Raw genomic sequence first — 14,928 nt, forward strand, 5'->3', positions numbered from 1 at the left:
ATCGCGGTCGACTGCACACCGGCGCCGCAGGAGAACACCGCCATCGTCGGGGCGCTCACTTAGGCTCGCCCCCGTCCCGGGCCGGGCGGGCAGCGGCGAACAGCTGGCGGGCCTCCCAGATCAGCCAGCAGGTTCGGCAGGTGACCATGTCCTCCGGCTCGGTGTCCGGCCCGGGGCAGGCCCAGAACGTGCACTCGACGCTCAGGTCAGCCAGCTTGCGGGCAAGCGCAGGGAAGCCGTCCGGTGCGGCGGTGTCGTCGGCCGGGGCCGCGGACGCGCGCAGCACGGTCACCGGCTCGACGTGCGTCACCGCGACGTCCGGGACGAACTCGCCGCCGATCATCCACCCCGTCGGGCCGTTCGTGTTCCGCTCCGCGACCGGGTACTCGACACCGCCGCCGCGGTTCGTCTCGATGATCGCGTACTCCGGGCCGTCAGCCTGCCCGTCCGTGGGAGCGGCAGCCGGGACGGCGTCGTGCTCGCCGTCCGGGTTCGTCGTGACGTCGGAGGCGGCGAGGGCGGTGCGGACCTCCTCGACGGTGGCGATCGGATCGAGGCCGCACTGCGGTTCGTGGCCCATGTCGCCGCCGGCGCCGCAGGTGTGTGCGTCGACGACGCTGCACAGGTGGCCGGCGTACACGGTGAGGCGGGTCATGTGGTCTCCAGCTCGAACAGCGGGTCGGGGATGTCGCCCTCGGCGGCGAGTCGCAGGCGGAGGGGGTCGCCGTCCCGGCAGGTGGTGTGGTCGGTGTCGAACAGGGCGGCGCAGGCGTCGGCGAGCCGGTCGTCGGGGTGTGTCGACACGGTGAGGTGTGCGCCGCAGGGGCATCGGCGGCGGATCGTCCGCGGCGGGGTCATGCTGGCCGGCCGGGTCGGTGCGCGTGGAGTGTCTTACGCGGGGTGGTGTTCACGGTTCGTGCTCCTGGGGTGTCGGGGGTGGTCGGGGTGGGGTGGGGCCCGCCCCGACGCACATCTATACGGTACATGATCGGGGGTGTGGAGTCACACCCCGAACCCCACCGCGATCTCCACCCCCGGCCGCTCCCCCGCCGCCGCCCACCGCTTCACCGCACGCACATCGGCGACCTGCCGGTCATCCGCGTACGCCACCCCCGACAACGCGTCCAGCACCGCCCGCAGCAGCTTGTCCACGTCCGGGGTGACCGTCGCCGCCGCACCCGGAACCCCGCCCCGGCCACACCGCAACCGGAACACCACACCCAGCTCCACCGGCCCGGACGCCGGACGCCACACACCCGCGGCGTTCCGCGCCTGCGTCGCCCGCCACGCGATCGCGTCCCGCCACGGCTTCAACCGGGCCGCCGACACCTCCACGACCCGGCCGGCCGCGACAGCGTTCTTCGAGCCCTGCGGGACGGGGTCGCCGTCGACCACCACGGACCACCGAGACGGCGCCCGGGTGCCGGTCACCCCGCCACCCCCTCGACGCGGTCCCGGGTGCGGTTCCGCACGACCGTCCGCGTCGACGTCCCCAACCGGGCCGCGATCGCGGTCGCCGTCATCCCCTGCCGGGTCAGCTGCCGGCACGCCGCCCGCACCGCCGACGGATGCACCTGCGCCGCGGTGAACCGACCCGACAGCAGCCGCTCCACCTCCACCCAGTCCGGCGTGAGCCGGGTCGTCTTCACCGGCTGTCCCGCGGCGGTCACGCCGACACCCGACCCGCCGCCGTCACCGGGGCGGCCCCCCGGAACCGGGCCAGGCAGTGCGCCGTGTGATCGGTCGGGGCGCACCCCCCGATGCACGACGCGACCTCCCCGGTCGGGAGCAGCACCAGCACGCCGCTGGCGATCGCCTGCACGACGGCCTGGGTGCGGTCGTGGGCGTCCAGCTTCGCCCGCGCCTTCCGCAGGTGCGTCTTGATCGTGTCCTCCGACAGGTGCATGCGCCGCCCGATCGCGGCGTTCGTGTAGCCGGCGCCCGCCTGGGCGAGGACCTCGATCTCGCGGTAGGTGAGCTCGCGGTGGCGGCCAGTGGGGAGCGTGGTGATGGTCATGCTGCGTTCTCCTGACGGGCAGCGGACGGGTTGAGAACACCGCGGGCGAGGAGCTCCACGCGGGACATCGCCTCGGCCTGTGTCGGCTCGGCGAGGGGGGCGTCCGGGTCGAGCAGCGGTTTCGCCTGCCCGGACTTGAGCTGGAGGACACCGGACATCACCGGGTCGGAACCGTGGTCGGACACCGGGAAGTAGGCGTTGACGATGGACCGTTGGCCGTCACGGTTCAGGCGGCCGATGCACTGATCCATGATCGCCGGGGACCAGTCCAGCTCCCCGAAGATCCCGGTCGAGCACACCTGCTGGAGCCCGTCCAGGCCGGCGCCCGACCGCAGCGACATGATCAGCACGCGGGACGCCCCGGACATGAACTCGCGGACCGCGTCGGTCTTCTGCCGGTCGGACTCGGACCCGGTGAACATCACCGGCCGGTAGTCGGCCAGCCGGTCGAGCCAGATGTCGTACACGGCGCGGTGCCAACCCCACAGCACGATCCGGTCCTCCGACTGCAACACCAGGTCGGCGAGCTGCGCCACATAGGGGGCCTTCGCGACACCGGTCGCCTGCCGCATCCGCAGGTCCAGCTCGCCCGCGGCGAGGAACCGGGCGTCGCGGTCCTGGGTCTTGTCGAGGATCAGGCGGGCCATCGCCTGCACGTCCGCGGTGACCTCCGCGAGAGCGGCGGTGTCGGCGTCGATCTCGTGGTAGATCGGCAACGCCTTCGGCAGCTCCCGGCCGACGTCGGCGCGGGTCCGCCGCAGGAACACCCCCTGTTCCCGCAGGTAGGAGCCCAACGCGGCCGGGTCGGCGACCTTCGTGTGGTTCCCGACCTGCCCGCCGCCCCACTCGCGGAGAAACTCGGCGCGGGACCCGAGGACGTCCGGGTGGATGATCGAGTACAGGTTGTGGACCTCGTCGCCGTAGTTCGTCACCGGGGTCGCGGTCAGCCCGAGCACCGTGCGGGCGCCGTCCGCGATCCGGGCGGCGGCCGCGCCCTTGTTGGTGGTGTCGCCGGTGCGGAGGTCGTGGGCTTCGTCGAACACGACGGTGGGGAACTGGCCGGCGAGCTCGTCGACCCAGCCGGCGAGCTTCGAGTACGACATGATCACGACGTCCGGCGGGAGGCCGCCCATCCCGCGGGCCGCGGCCATGTTGTACGGCGACCCCTTCGTGACGATGTGCCCGCGCAGCAGCGGCCACACCTCGCCGAGCTCGCGGAGCCACTGCCGTTGGAGGTGCGGCGGGCACACCACCAGCAGCGGCATGGCGTCCGGGTCACCGAGGATCCCGAGGGCGGTGGTCGTCTTCCCCAGGCCGAGGTCGTCGGCGAGGATCATCCGGCCGGTCTCGCGGAGCAGCTGCACCGCCTGGCCCTGGTAGTCGCGCAGCTTCCGGGACGGCTCCAGCTCCAGTGCGAGCGCACCCGCCCCGGACATGATCGAGTCGACGGCGTGGCCGCGGGCGACGTGCTCGGCGGCGCGCCGCTCCAGGCGGGCCCGGACGTCGTCGGTCATCGCCAGGGGGTGCCGGTCGGACAGCCACTCGATGTCGCGGGCGACGTCCGGGGTGTCGGTCAGCCACACCACGTCAGCGCGGGACACCAGCGCCCGCGGGAACAGTCGCTTGACCCGGATCATCACGTGCGGTGCCGCGGAGATCCCCCACGCGCCGCGACGGCCGAGGTTCCCGGGCTTCTCCCAACGCAGCGTGCCCACCGTGGCCGGCGCGGTCGCCGGGGCCGCCATCAGAACCCGCCCCCGAGCACCGCGAACGTGACGGGGACGTTCCCGACCATCGTGGGGATGTCCTGGGCGTGGCGGCGGACCGTCGTCACCAGCAGCAGCTCCCGCAGCACACCGGACGAGGCGTAGCGGCGGAGCTGGCGGGCGACGTCGACCGGGGTGCCCTTGACCTTGACCTCGATACCGATGCCGTCCTCGGTGAGGAAGTCGATCCGGCCGACAGCCTTCCCGTTGCGGGCGTCCCGGAGGGAGTGTTCCCGCTGGTATCGGACACCGCGGTCGTCGAGGATCCCCTCGAGGGTGCGGTGGAGCCGGTGCTCGTCGAGGATCGCGAACCGGTACAGCGCCAGCGCCGACCGGATGTCGTCGGCGGAAACCCGTGGCGGGAGCACGGGCAGGTCGACGGCGGTCACGCGGCACCCGCCGGGGTGAGGTCGAGGGCCTCGTCGAACAGCTCGACGGCCGGGTCGGGGTGGCCGTCGAGGGCGTGGAGGCATCCGCGGCACGGCGTCCAGGTCGGCGGGCAGTCGTCCGCGCCGGTCGCGGGTGGGCCGAACGAGACCGAGCGGCCGGTGAGGGTCTTCCCGCAGATCGTGCGGTGCGCGAGGTCGGTGGTCTGGCCGCGGCCGGTCGCCACGGTGACGTGTGCGGGCCCCGGGGTGACGCGGGGTCCGACCTTCGTGGATCGGGACACCCACCGGCCGCGGGCGTCCCGCTGCCGGGCCTCCGATGTCGTCGCCGCCTGCATCGCGGCGACACCGTGGGCGGCGCGGGCACGGAGCATCCGTGCTGTCAGCGGGAAGTCGGCGGCGATGCTGCGGGCGGCGTCCTCGAACGCGGTGGCGATCAGGAACGCGTCCCGGAGCGTGCCGGGCGCGACCTGCGGATACGGGTAGTCGAGGTGTGACGTTGCCACGGTTGGGCTCCTGGGGTCAGGTGGGTGTGTTCGGAACCCCGGGGCGGCCGGATGGGGCCGGCCACCGCGGGTGAGATTCGCGGGGTGGTGCGGTCGCCCCGTCCCCGACGAGCGGGGCGACCGCACCGGTCTGTGCGCCTAGAAAGGCGGTTCGTCGTCCTGTGCCGCGCCGGACCCGGCGGGCGGGGCTGACCCCCACGGGTCGTCGTAGTCCTGGCCGCCCTGCTGGCCGCCGTACCCGCCGCCCTGGCCGGTGCCGGACGAGCCGTACCCGCCGCCGCCCTGGTTCCAGTCTCCGGAGTTGCCGCCGCCGCGGGAGACCTTGTTGACCTTCGCGGTGGCGTAGCGCAGTGACGGCCCGATCTCGTCGACCTGCATCTCGACGACGGTGCGCTTCTCGCCCTCGCGGGTCTCGAACGTGCGTTGTTCGAGGCGGCCCTGGACGACGACGCGGGTGCCGCGGGCGAGGGACTCGGCGACGTTCTCGGCGGCCTGCGGCCAGATGGTGCAGCGCATGAACAGCGGTTGGCCGTCTTTCCACTCGCCGGACTGGCGGTCGAAGGTCCGCGGGGTGGACGCGACGGTGAAGTTCGCGACCGCGGCGCCGGACGGGGTGAACCGCAGCTCGGGGTCCGCGGTCAGGTTGCCTACGACGGTGATGATCGTTTCGCCGGCCATGTGGCCTCTCCTGGGGTGGTGTGGGTCCCCCGGGGCGACCGGCATGGGGTCCGTGTCGCTCCGGGACGTTCAGGGGTGTTTCTGCTGGTCGATGGGGGCGACCAGCACATACGACAGTACCTTATGGGTGGACGATTGTCACGGGCTGGCCCTCGTCACAAGAACGCCGGCGACACCTCCGGCGAGATCACCCGCGGCGGCAACGCCACCACCGGACCCGGGCCCCGGTACGGGTGCGTCGGCGGCACCGTCGGCCCCTGCGCCGGGACCGGGATGGCCCGGCGTCGGCCGTACGGCATGCCCTCGTCCCGCCACCGGTAGTCGTCCCGATGGTCCGGGCCCCACGGGTCGAGATCCGACCGGAGCCCGTAGTGCTCCGTCGACGCCCCCGTGTCGTCCTCGTGCCCGTCGTCGAGGACGCACCGGTACCAGCGCGGCCGCATCGCCTCGGAACGGCTGTCGACGAACGGGGCGATCATCGCCGAGCACTGCGGGGCGTCCTCGTCAGCCGGGCGCCCCGGGGAGTCGTAGCCGCCGTCCCACGTCAAGGCGCAGCCCTCGCACCAGTAGGTGTCGCCGTCGCAGTCAGTGTCCTGGCCGCACGCCGGGCACGGCGGCGTCCGCCACTCCAGCGCCGGAACGTCCAGCCGGCGGGGCCCACCCGCGCGGATCGTCGTGGTCGTCATCATGTCTCCCATCGCCACGGCTCGGCGGCGGCGTCCTCACGGAGCCGGTGCCACTCCGCGCGGGCCAACGCGCGGGCCGTGTCCTCGTCGGTTGGTTCACCGGTGACGTCGTCGACGAGACGTCCCCGGCCGTCGTAGATGTGCACGTGGTGGGCGCCGTCCAGGCGGAACCACACGATCACCCGGTCATCGGCGCGGGCCGCCAGATAGTCGGCCAGCGCGAGCCGGCCGCCGCGGTTCGCCCACAGCGACCGGTCCCGCACCTTCTTGCGCAACCCGTTCTCGTCGGGCCGGCCGAACACCCACGCCGCGCCCGGCAACGTCGGGGTCCAGTCCGCCGCGCTGGTGCCGCGCAGCACCACCACGCGGCGGACCGTCTCGGCGCCGCGAGGCGGCCCCCCGATGGTGATCGACATCAGCCGCGTGCGGCCATGAGCTCGGCGGCCCCCACCGACCCGCGGACCTCGGTGATCCCGGGGTAGTCGCGCCGCCACCGGGTCACGCACCCCGGGCACGGGCCCTGCCGGACCGCGGGCCCGGACACGCCGCCGCCGATCGACCACGACCCGGCGTCGGGACCGAACCGGTCGACACCGCACAGGAACGGGCCGGGGGTGCCGCCGTTCGCGGCGACCCGCACCAGGTGCACGAGGTAGAGCACGCCGTCGGTGTCCCGGGTGATCGGCGGTGCCTGCTGGCAGGCGGTGAGGGCGACGATCTCGCGGGCGGCGGGCGCGTCGGGCCAGCGCGCGCTCACCGGTCGGTGTCCCCGTCGGCGAGGTCGGACACGGCGATCGTCGTGACCGGGGCATCCGGGTGGTCGTGGTAGGTGACCAACTCGTAGTCGGCGAACACCGGGGCGGACCCGGGGCACGCCTGGAGTGCGCGGAGCACCGCGACGGCGACCTCCCGGATCTCGCGGTCCGCGGACGGGGTGGCGCGCAGGTTGATGAAGTGCCGCCACGCCCGATAGTTCCCGGTCAGCACGATCCGGGTCTCCACAGCGTTCGGCAGGACCGCGCGGGCGGCCTGCCGGGCGAGTTTCTTCGCCGCGGTCGAGTTGGTGCCGTACTTCGTGGTGAGCCGGTCCAGGAGCGTGTTGTAGGCGTCGAGGGCGTACTGGGCGGCGTCGTCGAAGATGTCGGCGAGCTCGGGGTCGTCGGCGATGACGTCCGGGACGACGACGGCGGCCTCCCGCTCGGGGACGTACCGCTGGGACAGCTGGCTCGGGCTGAGGTGCCGGTGCCGGATGCCCTCGTGGGTGAACGACCGGGACACCCCGGTCAGGTACAGGGTCGCGGTGCCGTGCTCGAGCACCGACAGGTGCCCGACCTCGAGGATGTGCCGGATGTAGCCGTCGACGGTGGCGGTGGCCGGGTTCGGCTTGTTCCACGACTGGTAGCAGGCGCGGCCGGCGAACTCGGCGGCGGCGGCGCCACCGACGGCGTCCCCCTGGTCCCACGGGACACCGGCGGGCTTCTGGAAGTCGGTGACGCCGATGATCTCGACGCGGGGGGTGGCGATGTCAGGCATGAGTGGGCTTCTTTCCGAGGTCAGATGGGGTCCGGGATGGTGGTGGCCCCGGCCCGGGTGGTGGTGAGGACGCGGGCGAGGGGACGGCCCTCGCGCCACGCGTTCCAGGTCCGGAACACCGCGGCGATCTGCTCGTCGGCGCTGGTCTTGCGGGCCGCGCCGTAGGAGGCGCCACCGAGGCGGCGGCGGAGCGCGAGGATCGGGGAGTTGTCGGTGAGCCCGACACCGGTCGCGAGCTGCGTGAAGAACTCGACGGCCTGTTCGCGGTCGATCCGTGCGAGACGGAACGTGCAGAACAGCCGCACCGCCGGCGGCAGCGGGATCAGGCGGGCGTCACGGCGACTGAGGATGTCGAGGGCCTCGGTGATGTCGAGGTTGTCGAGGACCTACCGCTGGACCTCGGTGTTCGTCAGCCGCACCCCGTTGGTCTTGTTCCCGACCTCCAGCGCCATCGCGATCCGGGCGGCGGCGGCGACGGCCTGACCGTTCGGGACACCGGTCATCGTGAGGACGTCCCCGGCGGTGCGGGCCGCCCCGGAGTCCATCGCGTCCTGCGCGTCCGGGTCGAGGTTCCACATGACGAACGTGCGGATCGGGGTGTCGGCCTGGATGACGGCGTGGAGCCGGTTCTGGCCGTCGATGAGCTTGCCGGTGGTGTCGAATCGGATCGCGTCGCCGGTGAGCTGCCACCGCCCGGCGGCGATGTCGCGGGCGTACTGGTCGACCTTCCGCCACTTGACGGGCCGGTTCCGGATGTTCTGGCCGAGCCATTCCTTCGCGAGCTCGGGGTCGACGTCGCGGGTTTCGACTCGGGGTTCGGGGGCGTTCACCGCGGGTTCCTCTCGGTGCGGGCGGGCACGCGGGCCGTGGCGGTGTCGACGGCGTGCCGACCGGCGGGGTGCGGCGGGGTGCGTCGCGCGGGCCGGTGCGCACCGGAGGCGGTGGACCGGGCCGGTCCGGACGGCGGCCACGACTGGGTGGTGCGCGGCGGGCCGGTCGGGCGACGCGGGCCGGGGACGGCGGGGGGTGGGGCGATGCCGGTGCGGGCGATGTCGTCCGGGTCGGCGACCGGTGGCGGCTGCGGTGCGGGCATGAGCCACGCGAGCAGCCAGGGGCCGGCGCAGACGATCAGCGCGAGCCCGAGCAGCACGTATCCGAGCGATGGCACGGGTGTCTCCTGGGGTGTGCGGTGGGAGCCGACCGGCCGGGATGGGGCCCGGCGCGGGCGGCGGTGTGCGGGATGGGGCCCGCGGGGTTACAGCAGGTCGTGGACGTCGCCGACGAGGTGCCAGCCGGCGGTGCGGGCTTCCCGGTAGGTGAGCCACATCCGGGGGCGGCCGTCGCGGTCGCGGTGGAGCTGGTGCCCGGAGATCACCGCGTAGCACGGGAACCGTTCGGCGCCGGGATCTTCCCGGGTGGGGCCGTCGCAGGACACCGCGAGCGCCCCGGTCTGGGGGTGCCGGATGAGGAGGCCGGCGGTCTCCGGGAACGGCAGCGCGATGGGGGCGAGTTGGTCGGCGGCGCGGTCGACGGCGCGCATCGCCTGGGTGGTCTCGTGCGCGGCGGCGGGGCGGCGGCCGCGCTGGTCGTGGGCGGGTTCGTGGGCGCGGTGCCGGCCGGGCCGCGGGGGCGCGGTGATCGTCACGGTGTGCTCCTGGGGTGTGGTGCGGGTGGTGGCCCGATGGGGGCGGGCCGGGGGTGTCACGAGGTTTCGGGTGGCGGGGTCCTCCAGATGCGGAGCGTCGAGGCGTTCGCGTTGATCCGGTTCCGGCGGCGGGTCGCGGCTGCGGTGCTTCCGGCGCGGGTGCAGTCGGCGCCGCGGCATCCGTACTCGACGTAGCCGCGTTCGGTGCCGTGCGGGCAGTCGGGGTGGTGGGAGATCAGGGTGTCGGGGTCGTTGGGGTCGGGGTGGCGGTGCGTGTATCGCTCGGCGCGGTCGGCGCGCTTGTTGCTGGCGCGTCGGGCGGTCATGGCGGCGCTGGCTGGTTGTGCACGGCGGGGCTCCTGGGGTGTTCTCGGGGTGGCCGGCACGGGTGGGGCCGTGTTCCGGACAGCCGAAACGTTACCCCCGCCATTGGCAGGGGTCAAACCGGCGCGCCGCGCCCCGAACACAGATGCCCCATCGGCCGTGACCTGCGGCGACCCGGCCGCGGACACCATTCCCCCGGAGCGGCGCCACACCGGCACGGCACCGCCAGTCTTGACGCCCGGGACGGCCCCCACCCGAGGGTCCGACGCAACCGCGCGACCTCCACCTCGCGGTCCTCCCGGGTCGCCGCCGGTCGAACGAACACCTCGTCCGGCGACAGCTCCTCCGGCTCCTCGACCTCGGCGGCCCACTTCACCCCGAGATCCGTCAGGTCCCGATCCGTGTCCACGAACCCGATGCATACCCGTGACCTCCGACACTTTCGTACCGCTTAGGCAGACACCCGAGCCTCACCGACCTGCGCATCCCCCGCAGGCGGCGCACCCGACGACCTGCCCCGACGCGGCCGCGCTGGCCGGCACGACGCCCGGACCTGCGCGATCGCCGCCGCCCGCGCCTCCGCCGACGACACCGGCACCGGCGTCGACGACCCCGCCTCGACGAGCTCGCGCACCGCGGCTGGCGCCGTCGTCTCGTGGTCGCACCGCACCGCGGGCTCGAACGGCAACCCGGTCTCCGGGTCCAGCACGAACCGGTCGTCGCACCAGCCGCAGGCACGGGCCCGCTGGCGGTCCCGCTCGCGCTCCAGGTCGGCAAGCTCATCCGGACCGGGCTCCGTCGGGAGCCCCTTCCGGCGACGATCGGTCTGTGCCCACCGGACCGTCCGGCCGCACGGGCCGCACGCCGGGATGTCCTCGTCGGCCGCGGGCGGCGCGTCGCGGTGCTGCCGGCAGAGCCAGGTGTCCCGGTCGTGGATCGAGAAGATCACCGGGGAGGGGGGGCCGTTACGGTCCGGCACCGGCTCGGCGGTCGAACGATCGACGGCGGCGCTGGCACCCCCCGTTCCCCCTTGACGTTCCAATGACGGTTCAAGGGGTCCCGCTGCGGGACCCCCGTTACGTCCCGCTCCGGGACTACCCCCGTCCCGCTCCGGGACCATGCGGCTACTAGGTCCCGCTCCGGGACTATGCGGCTGACCTGCGGGTTCATCGTGCTCGTCGGCACATGGTCTCGCAGCGGGACCATGCGGCTGACCTGCGGTGACGCCGTTGTCCAGCTCCGTCGGGTCGTCGTCCTCGAACAGCGCTTCGAGCTCGTCCGTCTCCTTCTTCGAGACGACGCGGCGTCGCCGCTCCAGCTCCGCGATGTTCAGCCGGTACGCGTTCGATCGCCGAGAGCCGTTCGCACGGCGGCGCTCGCGCCGCTCCAGGAGGCCCTCTGCCTCCAGCTCCCCGAGAAGGCGGAACACAGTCGACCGGGCGATGGTCGTCTTGCCGACGAGGTACTCGATCCCGGGCTTGCACAGGCCGACGTCGGTGGCGTTGTCGGCGATCGCGACGAGCAGCATCCGCTTGTTCACGGGGCCGACGTCGGACTTGAGGACGGCGCTGATCGCGGTGATGCTCACCAGCGACCACCCCGCAGGCGGGGCGCGTTCGATTGCCCGGCGTCGCCGGGCGTGGTGGTGCTCATGGTCGTGCTCCTGGGGTGCAGGTGGGTGCGTCGCGCCGGGATGGGGCCCGGTGCGCGCGTGAGCGTGCGGTGTGGAGTTGTGCGGCCCGATGGGGGCGGGCCGGCGTGCGGGTGTAGCCCTCCGGAGTCCCTCGTCGCTGTGGGTGATTCCGGGGTCGTGCGGGTCACTCTATGTGCCGGGTGTGCGAGACAGAACACGACAGGTCTGCCATAGTTGCCCCGGCCGCACGGCGTCGACACCGTACCAACGGCGAGTGCGCCGACGGTCGACATGAGACAACCGTTCGACGGCATCACGGGTTCCTGTGGGATCGCCTCTGGCGCTCCTGGGGTGGGAACCAGCGCTCTGCGTCGAACGGTGAGCCGAGTAGGTGAGTGCACCACCGATGACTCGGCGCCCTCCGCGGCCGGGCAGCGCACGGGGTCATGGGGACCCTGCTGCCCGGCCGCGGGTGTGGTTTCGCGGTGTGCCACTACACCGCCCCCCGTCCAGCTGCCGCCGGTGCGGGAGTGGTGCGTGGTGCCATCGGCGGGTATGTCACCGAACGTGGACCGCGTGTTACTCCTTGCGGCGTAACACGGTCCCGCGAGTGCGTGACCAGGCGATACACCTTCGGTGAGTAGCGGCCGTCCCGCTGCGCCGGACGATCCACCGCGAGCAGGCCGGCCGCGACAAGGTCCGCCGCCGACCGCCGCACCTGCCGGATGGACGTCCCGAGCTCCTCCGCCAGATCGCCGTGCGTCCGGGCGATGCGGCCGCGGTCGTCGCTGGCATGGGTCAACACCTGGAGCAGACGCTCGGCGAGGGTGCCCTTCATCCGCGCGGGAACTACCACGCCACCCGGCGTGGCGTGTTGCGGGCATGCCGAGATCGCGCCTACAGTCACGACGTTCCTTTCGGGAGGAACCCCCTGGTCCGGGGTTTGCTCCGAAGGTCACGGGCCCGTAGACGAGGCCCTGGTTTGGACAGCTGGTCCGCCGTTTCCCCTCATGCCGCCAAGCAACTCGGGGAGACGTGCGTCCGCGGAACGTACCGGCGCGATCACCAGATCCAAGGGAGGACACGCCGGGACGCGTGTCGCGGGGTGCCGATCGGCAACCCGGTCGACACGGATCTGTGCGGGGTTGCTGCGAAACAGGCGACAGGCGTCTACCCTCCAGTACGTGAGTGAGACCCGACGTCGACGGACACGCGTCGACCTGCCGCCCGAGCTGGTGAAGTCGTTCAACGACGGCCTGCTGGTCGCCGGCGTCCCCGGGTCCACCGTGATCCACGGCTGGCTCACCCAGGCCGCCCGGTTCGCCCGCGAGGGGCAGCTCGACCGGCTGCCGGTGCAGTCGTCGGCGCCGCCGTCCACCGGGGAGCAGGACCGGATCTACTACCCGATGTCGGTCGACGACTCCCGCGCGGTGGTGACCGCGTTGAAGGACGCCGGATCGTCGGCGCGGGCCGTACTCGCGGCGTGCATCGTGGCGTGGGAGGCGGCCGGCTACTCGTTGGTCGAGATGCAGTGGCCGACCCGTCAGGGTGTGGCGCCGGCGGCGGCAGCCTGACACCCGTTGCCCCTGCCATTGGCGGGGGTATAGAGTGGGCGGCATGACCCACTCACCCCAGGTCGCGACGACGGCGCCCCCATCGCCGTCCGTCCTCCCCGCCGACGGACAGACCGCGGCGACCATGCTCGCCCTGCACAAGCTGCTCACCGAACGCCTCGCTGGCGCCCGGACCAGCCTCATCGAGCACGCCCGCACCGAGCGACTCCTCCGCCCCGGCGCCCGGTTCGTCGTCGACAACCCCGCCGACCCCGACCGTGAACTCGCCACCGTCACCGTGCCGAAGCCCAGCGCGCCGAAGCACACCGTCACCGACGAACCCGCGCTGCACGACTGGATCCGCGAGCACCACGACGACCTGTGCCGCGACCACGACCAACTCGCCCCCGGCCGCACCGCCGACGTCATCGCGGCGCTCCGCGACTACGCCCCCGATGACGTCGTCGCCGACCTCGTCCACACCAGCCGCACCGTCCCCGGGTGGGCCGTCGAGGACATCCTCCGTGCCAGCGACGAGGCCGGGCAGGTCGTCGGCCCCGGCGGCGAGATCGACGACGACGCACCCCCCGGCATCGCATACCGCAGCCGCCAGGGCGTCCCCTCGGTGAAGCTCGCCGCCGACGCCACCGAACAGTTCACCGCACTCGCGGACGACCCCGGCCACCTCGGCGCACTCCTCGCGATCCCCGCACCCGCCGACCCCGCCGACAACTGACACCCCGCCCCGCGCACCGGGCCCCACCCCGGTGCGCGGGGGTCGCACCACCTCACACCCGCCCCCATCGGGTGCCCACCCTGACCCCAGGAGATGACCACCGTGTCCCGTGACGCGTCCCCGCCTCCACCTGCCCAACCACGCCGCCGGAAGCCCACCGGCCGCCCCGGCTGGCCCCGAATCCTGCTGTCCGGCCCCGAAGGCAGCTGGAAGTCCGGCACCGCCGCGATGCTGTCCGCGCACCCCGCACTCGGGTTGATGTTCTGGCTCGAGGTCGGACTCGGAGAGCAGACCGCCGACGAGTACGGCCGCCTCCCCGGCGTGAACTACGAGATCATCGACCACAACGGCCGCTGGGACGACATGCTCGGGCAGCTCGACGCCCACTGGCGGCTCGCGAAGGCCGCCGAAGAATCCAACGAGCCACCGCACCCCCTCGCGGTCGACTCGATGACGGCGATCGACCAGATGCTCAAGGAGATGGGCGACGACCGGTCCCGCCGCCGCGAGGCAGCGAAGATCGCCAAGCGCAGCGGGAACACCTCGATCCCGTGGTCCGCGGACTACGACGCGCAGATGTCCCCCGACCTGTGGAACCTCATCCGGAAGCGACACCGCAACTTCATGCGGTACGTCCTCACCTGGCCCGGACCGGTCGTGCTCACCGCCCGCGAGCGCATGGCGACCGTGTTCGACGGCGAGAAGCCCACCGGCCAGAAGGACTGGACCCTGGAGGCGCGCAAGGACCTCCCGTTCGACGTCACCGCGTGGTTCCGACTCCACGGCCACGGCCGCGCCGAGGTCATGAAACTCCGATCGGTCGCCGCCCCGCAGTACGCGAAGGAACTTGAAGCGCCCGCACCCCGGATCGGGGATCTGAACCTCGGCACGGTGGTGTTCGACTGGATCGGATGCGAGGCCGGGACGTCCCGCGCGCCGCGCACGATCGTCCCGGACGCCGACGTCGACATGCCGGACGAGGTCGACGAGATCGGCGCCCCAGAGCACGACGGCGGCCGCGACGTCCCGCGTGGACCGCGGCCGGCCAGCACCCCCCGCGGTGACGGCCGGCCGCCGCAGCAGCGGCCCGAACCGTCGCGGATCCCGGACGACGAGCTCCGGGACACCGCGATCAAGGGCGTCACCCTGATCCTCGGTGCCCGGTCCGCCGGTGAAGCGGCCGCGAACCGGGAGCACGCCCGGAAGTCCAAGGCGGCCGGCTACGACGTGCTCGGACTGCTGGACGGCCGGGACGTCACGCTGGAGAACCTCGGGCTCGCCGGCCGGAACAAGGTGTTCCTGGCGAAGCTCGGCGCCGAGGTCGCCGCCTACTGGGAGCAGCACGGCCGCTCCCCCGTCCCGGAGGACGTCGCCGAACGCGACGCCGCCTGACCTCACCTCTCCACCGCATCACCCGGCCCCGGGTCGCGCCCCCATCGCGGCCCGGGTGCCGGTCCATCCCACC

22 protein-coding genes are annotated in these 14,928 nt (G+C 73.2%); 3 read left to right on the forward strand and 19 right to left on the reverse strand.

What is annotated here, in order from left to right:
• Positions 1–55: 55 nt before the first annotated feature.
• The 19 genes from AB0J24_RS23400 to AB0J24_RS23490 all read right to left on the reverse strand — a co-directional run bounded on the left by AB0J24_RS23400 (position 56) and on the right by AB0J24_RS23490 (position 11,129).
• A complete protein-coding gene (locus AB0J24_RS23400; protein ID WP_358684801.1) occupies positions 56–655 on the reverse strand; it encodes a hypothetical protein in 600 nt (199 codons plus the stop codon).
• The gene (locus tag AB0J24_RS23405) at positions 652–804 is read right to left on the reverse strand and encodes a hypothetical protein (protein WP_358684804.1); all 153 of its coding nucleotides are present in this window, start codon (positions 802–804) and stop codon (positions 652–654) included. Before AB0J24_RS23405 ends, AB0J24_RS23400 begins: the two co-directional genes overlap by 4 nt.
• A gap of 198 nt (positions 805–1,002) precedes the next feature.
• Complete coding sequence (locus AB0J24_RS23410; protein ID WP_358684807.1) at positions 1,003–1,431, reverse strand: RusA family crossover junction endodeoxyribonuclease; 429 nt, start codon at positions 1,429–1,431, stop codon at positions 1,003–1,005.
• Positions 1,428–1,670: a helix-turn-helix domain-containing protein gene (locus tag AB0J24_RS23415; protein WP_358684810.1), complete on the reverse strand. Its 243-nt coding sequence runs from the start codon at positions 1,668–1,670 to the stop codon at positions 1,428–1,430. The genes AB0J24_RS23410 and AB0J24_RS23415 overlap by 4 nt, the downstream gene beginning before the upstream one ends.
• Positions 1,667–2,017 carry a helix-turn-helix transcriptional regulator gene (locus AB0J24_RS23420; RefSeq protein ID WP_358684812.1) on the reverse strand — a complete coding sequence of 117 codons (351 nt, stop codon included), beginning with the start codon at positions 2,015–2,017 and terminating at the stop codon, positions 1,667–1,669. Before AB0J24_RS23420 ends, AB0J24_RS23415 begins: the two co-directional genes overlap by 4 nt.
• Positions 2,014–3,762, reverse strand: a complete 1,749-nt coding sequence (locus AB0J24_RS23425; RefSeq protein ID WP_358684815.1) for a DEAD/DEAH box helicase — start codon at positions 3,760–3,762, stop codon at positions 2,014–2,016. The genes AB0J24_RS23420 and AB0J24_RS23425 overlap by 4 nt, the downstream gene beginning before the upstream one ends.
• Positions 3,762–4,172 carry a hypothetical protein gene (locus AB0J24_RS23430; RefSeq protein ID WP_358684818.1) on the reverse strand — a complete coding sequence of 137 codons (411 nt, stop codon included), beginning with the start codon at positions 4,170–4,172 and terminating at the stop codon, positions 3,762–3,764. Before AB0J24_RS23430 ends, AB0J24_RS23425 begins: the two co-directional genes overlap by 1 nt.
• Positions 4,169–4,675, reverse strand: a complete 507-nt coding sequence (locus AB0J24_RS23435; protein WP_358684820.1) for a hypothetical protein — start codon at positions 4,673–4,675, stop codon at positions 4,169–4,171. The genes AB0J24_RS23430 and AB0J24_RS23435 overlap by 4 nt, the downstream gene beginning before the upstream one ends.
• A gap of 138 nt (positions 4,676–4,813) precedes the next feature.
• The gene (locus tag AB0J24_RS23440; protein WP_358684823.1) at positions 4,814–5,353 is read right to left on the reverse strand and encodes a single-stranded DNA-binding protein; all 540 of its coding nucleotides are present in this window, start codon (positions 5,351–5,353) and stop codon (positions 4,814–4,816) included.
• Between the two features lie 155 nt (positions 5,354–5,508).
• Positions 5,509–6,039 (reverse strand): hypothetical protein, encoded by a 531-nt coding sequence (locus AB0J24_RS23445; protein ID WP_358684826.1) that lies wholly within the window; start codon positions 6,037–6,039, stop codon positions 5,509–5,511.
• The gene (locus AB0J24_RS23450) at positions 6,039–6,404 is read right to left on the reverse strand and encodes a hypothetical protein (RefSeq protein WP_358684828.1); all 366 of its coding nucleotides are present in this window, start codon (positions 6,402–6,404) and stop codon (positions 6,039–6,041) included. The genes AB0J24_RS23445 and AB0J24_RS23450 overlap by 1 nt, the downstream gene beginning before the upstream one ends.
• 50 nt (positions 6,405–6,454) lie before the next feature.
• Complete coding sequence (locus AB0J24_RS23455) at positions 6,455–6,796, reverse strand: hypothetical protein (protein ID WP_358684831.1); 342 nt, start codon at positions 6,794–6,796, stop codon at positions 6,455–6,457.
• Entirely contained in the window at positions 6,793–7,572 is a 780-nt protein-coding gene (gene thyX / locus AB0J24_RS23460; RefSeq protein ID WP_358684833.1) for an FAD-dependent thymidylate synthase, read from the reverse strand. The genes AB0J24_RS23455 and thyX overlap by 4 nt, the downstream gene beginning before the upstream one ends.
• A 20-nt stretch (positions 7,573–7,592) precedes the next feature.
• Complete coding sequence (locus tag AB0J24_RS23465; protein WP_358684835.1) at positions 7,593–7,877, reverse strand: hypothetical protein; 285 nt, start codon at positions 7,875–7,877, stop codon at positions 7,593–7,595.
• Positions 7,878–7,958: 81 nt separating this feature from the next.
• Positions 7,959–8,402 carry a hypothetical protein gene (locus AB0J24_RS23470; RefSeq protein WP_358684838.1) on the reverse strand — a complete coding sequence of 148 codons (444 nt, stop codon included), beginning with the start codon at positions 8,400–8,402 and terminating at the stop codon, positions 7,959–7,961.
• Entirely contained in the window at positions 8,399–8,740 is a 342-nt protein-coding gene (locus tag AB0J24_RS23475; protein WP_358684840.1) for a hypothetical protein, read from the reverse strand. The genes AB0J24_RS23470 and AB0J24_RS23475 overlap by 4 nt, the downstream gene beginning before the upstream one ends.
• A gap of 87 nt (positions 8,741–8,827) precedes the next feature.
• Entirely contained in the window at positions 8,828–9,217 is a 390-nt protein-coding gene (locus tag AB0J24_RS23480) for a hypothetical protein (RefSeq protein ID WP_358684843.1), read from the reverse strand.
• A gap of 56 nt (positions 9,218–9,273) precedes the next feature.
• A complete protein-coding gene (locus AB0J24_RS23485) occupies positions 9,274–9,543 on the reverse strand; it encodes a hypothetical protein (RefSeq protein ID WP_358684846.1) in 270 nt (89 codons plus the stop codon).
• 449 nt (positions 9,544–9,992) lie between these two features.
• Positions 9,993–11,129, reverse strand: a complete 1,137-nt coding sequence (locus AB0J24_RS23490) for a hypothetical protein (protein ID WP_358684849.1) — start codon at positions 11,127–11,129, stop codon at positions 9,993–9,995.
• A gap of 1,229 nt (positions 11,130–12,358) precedes the next feature.
• On the opposite strand from AB0J24_RS23490, the gene AB0J24_RS23495 reads away from it, so the two are divergent.
• From AB0J24_RS23495 to AB0J24_RS23505, 3 genes are all read left to right on the forward strand, one after another.
• Positions 12,359–12,748, forward strand: a complete 390-nt coding sequence (locus AB0J24_RS23495; RefSeq protein ID WP_358684851.1) for a hypothetical protein — start codon at positions 12,359–12,361, stop codon at positions 12,746–12,748.
• A gap of 43 nt (positions 12,749–12,791) precedes the next feature.
• Positions 12,792–13,463 carry a hypothetical protein gene (locus AB0J24_RS23500; protein ID WP_358684854.1) on the forward strand — a complete coding sequence of 224 codons (672 nt, stop codon included), beginning with the start codon at positions 12,792–12,794 and terminating at the stop codon, positions 13,461–13,463.
• Between the two features lie 93 nt (positions 13,464–13,556).
• On the forward strand, positions 13,557–14,855 hold the full coding sequence (locus tag AB0J24_RS23505; protein WP_358684857.1) for a hypothetical protein: 1,299 nt from the start codon (positions 13,557–13,559) through the stop codon (positions 14,853–14,855).
• Positions 14,856–14,928 lie beyond the last annotated feature (73 nt).

Source organism: Pseudonocardia sp. NPDC049635 (genome assembly GCF_040659795.1).
GTDB lineage: Bacteria > Actinomycetota > Actinomycetes > Mycobacteriales > Pseudonocardiaceae > Pseudonocardia.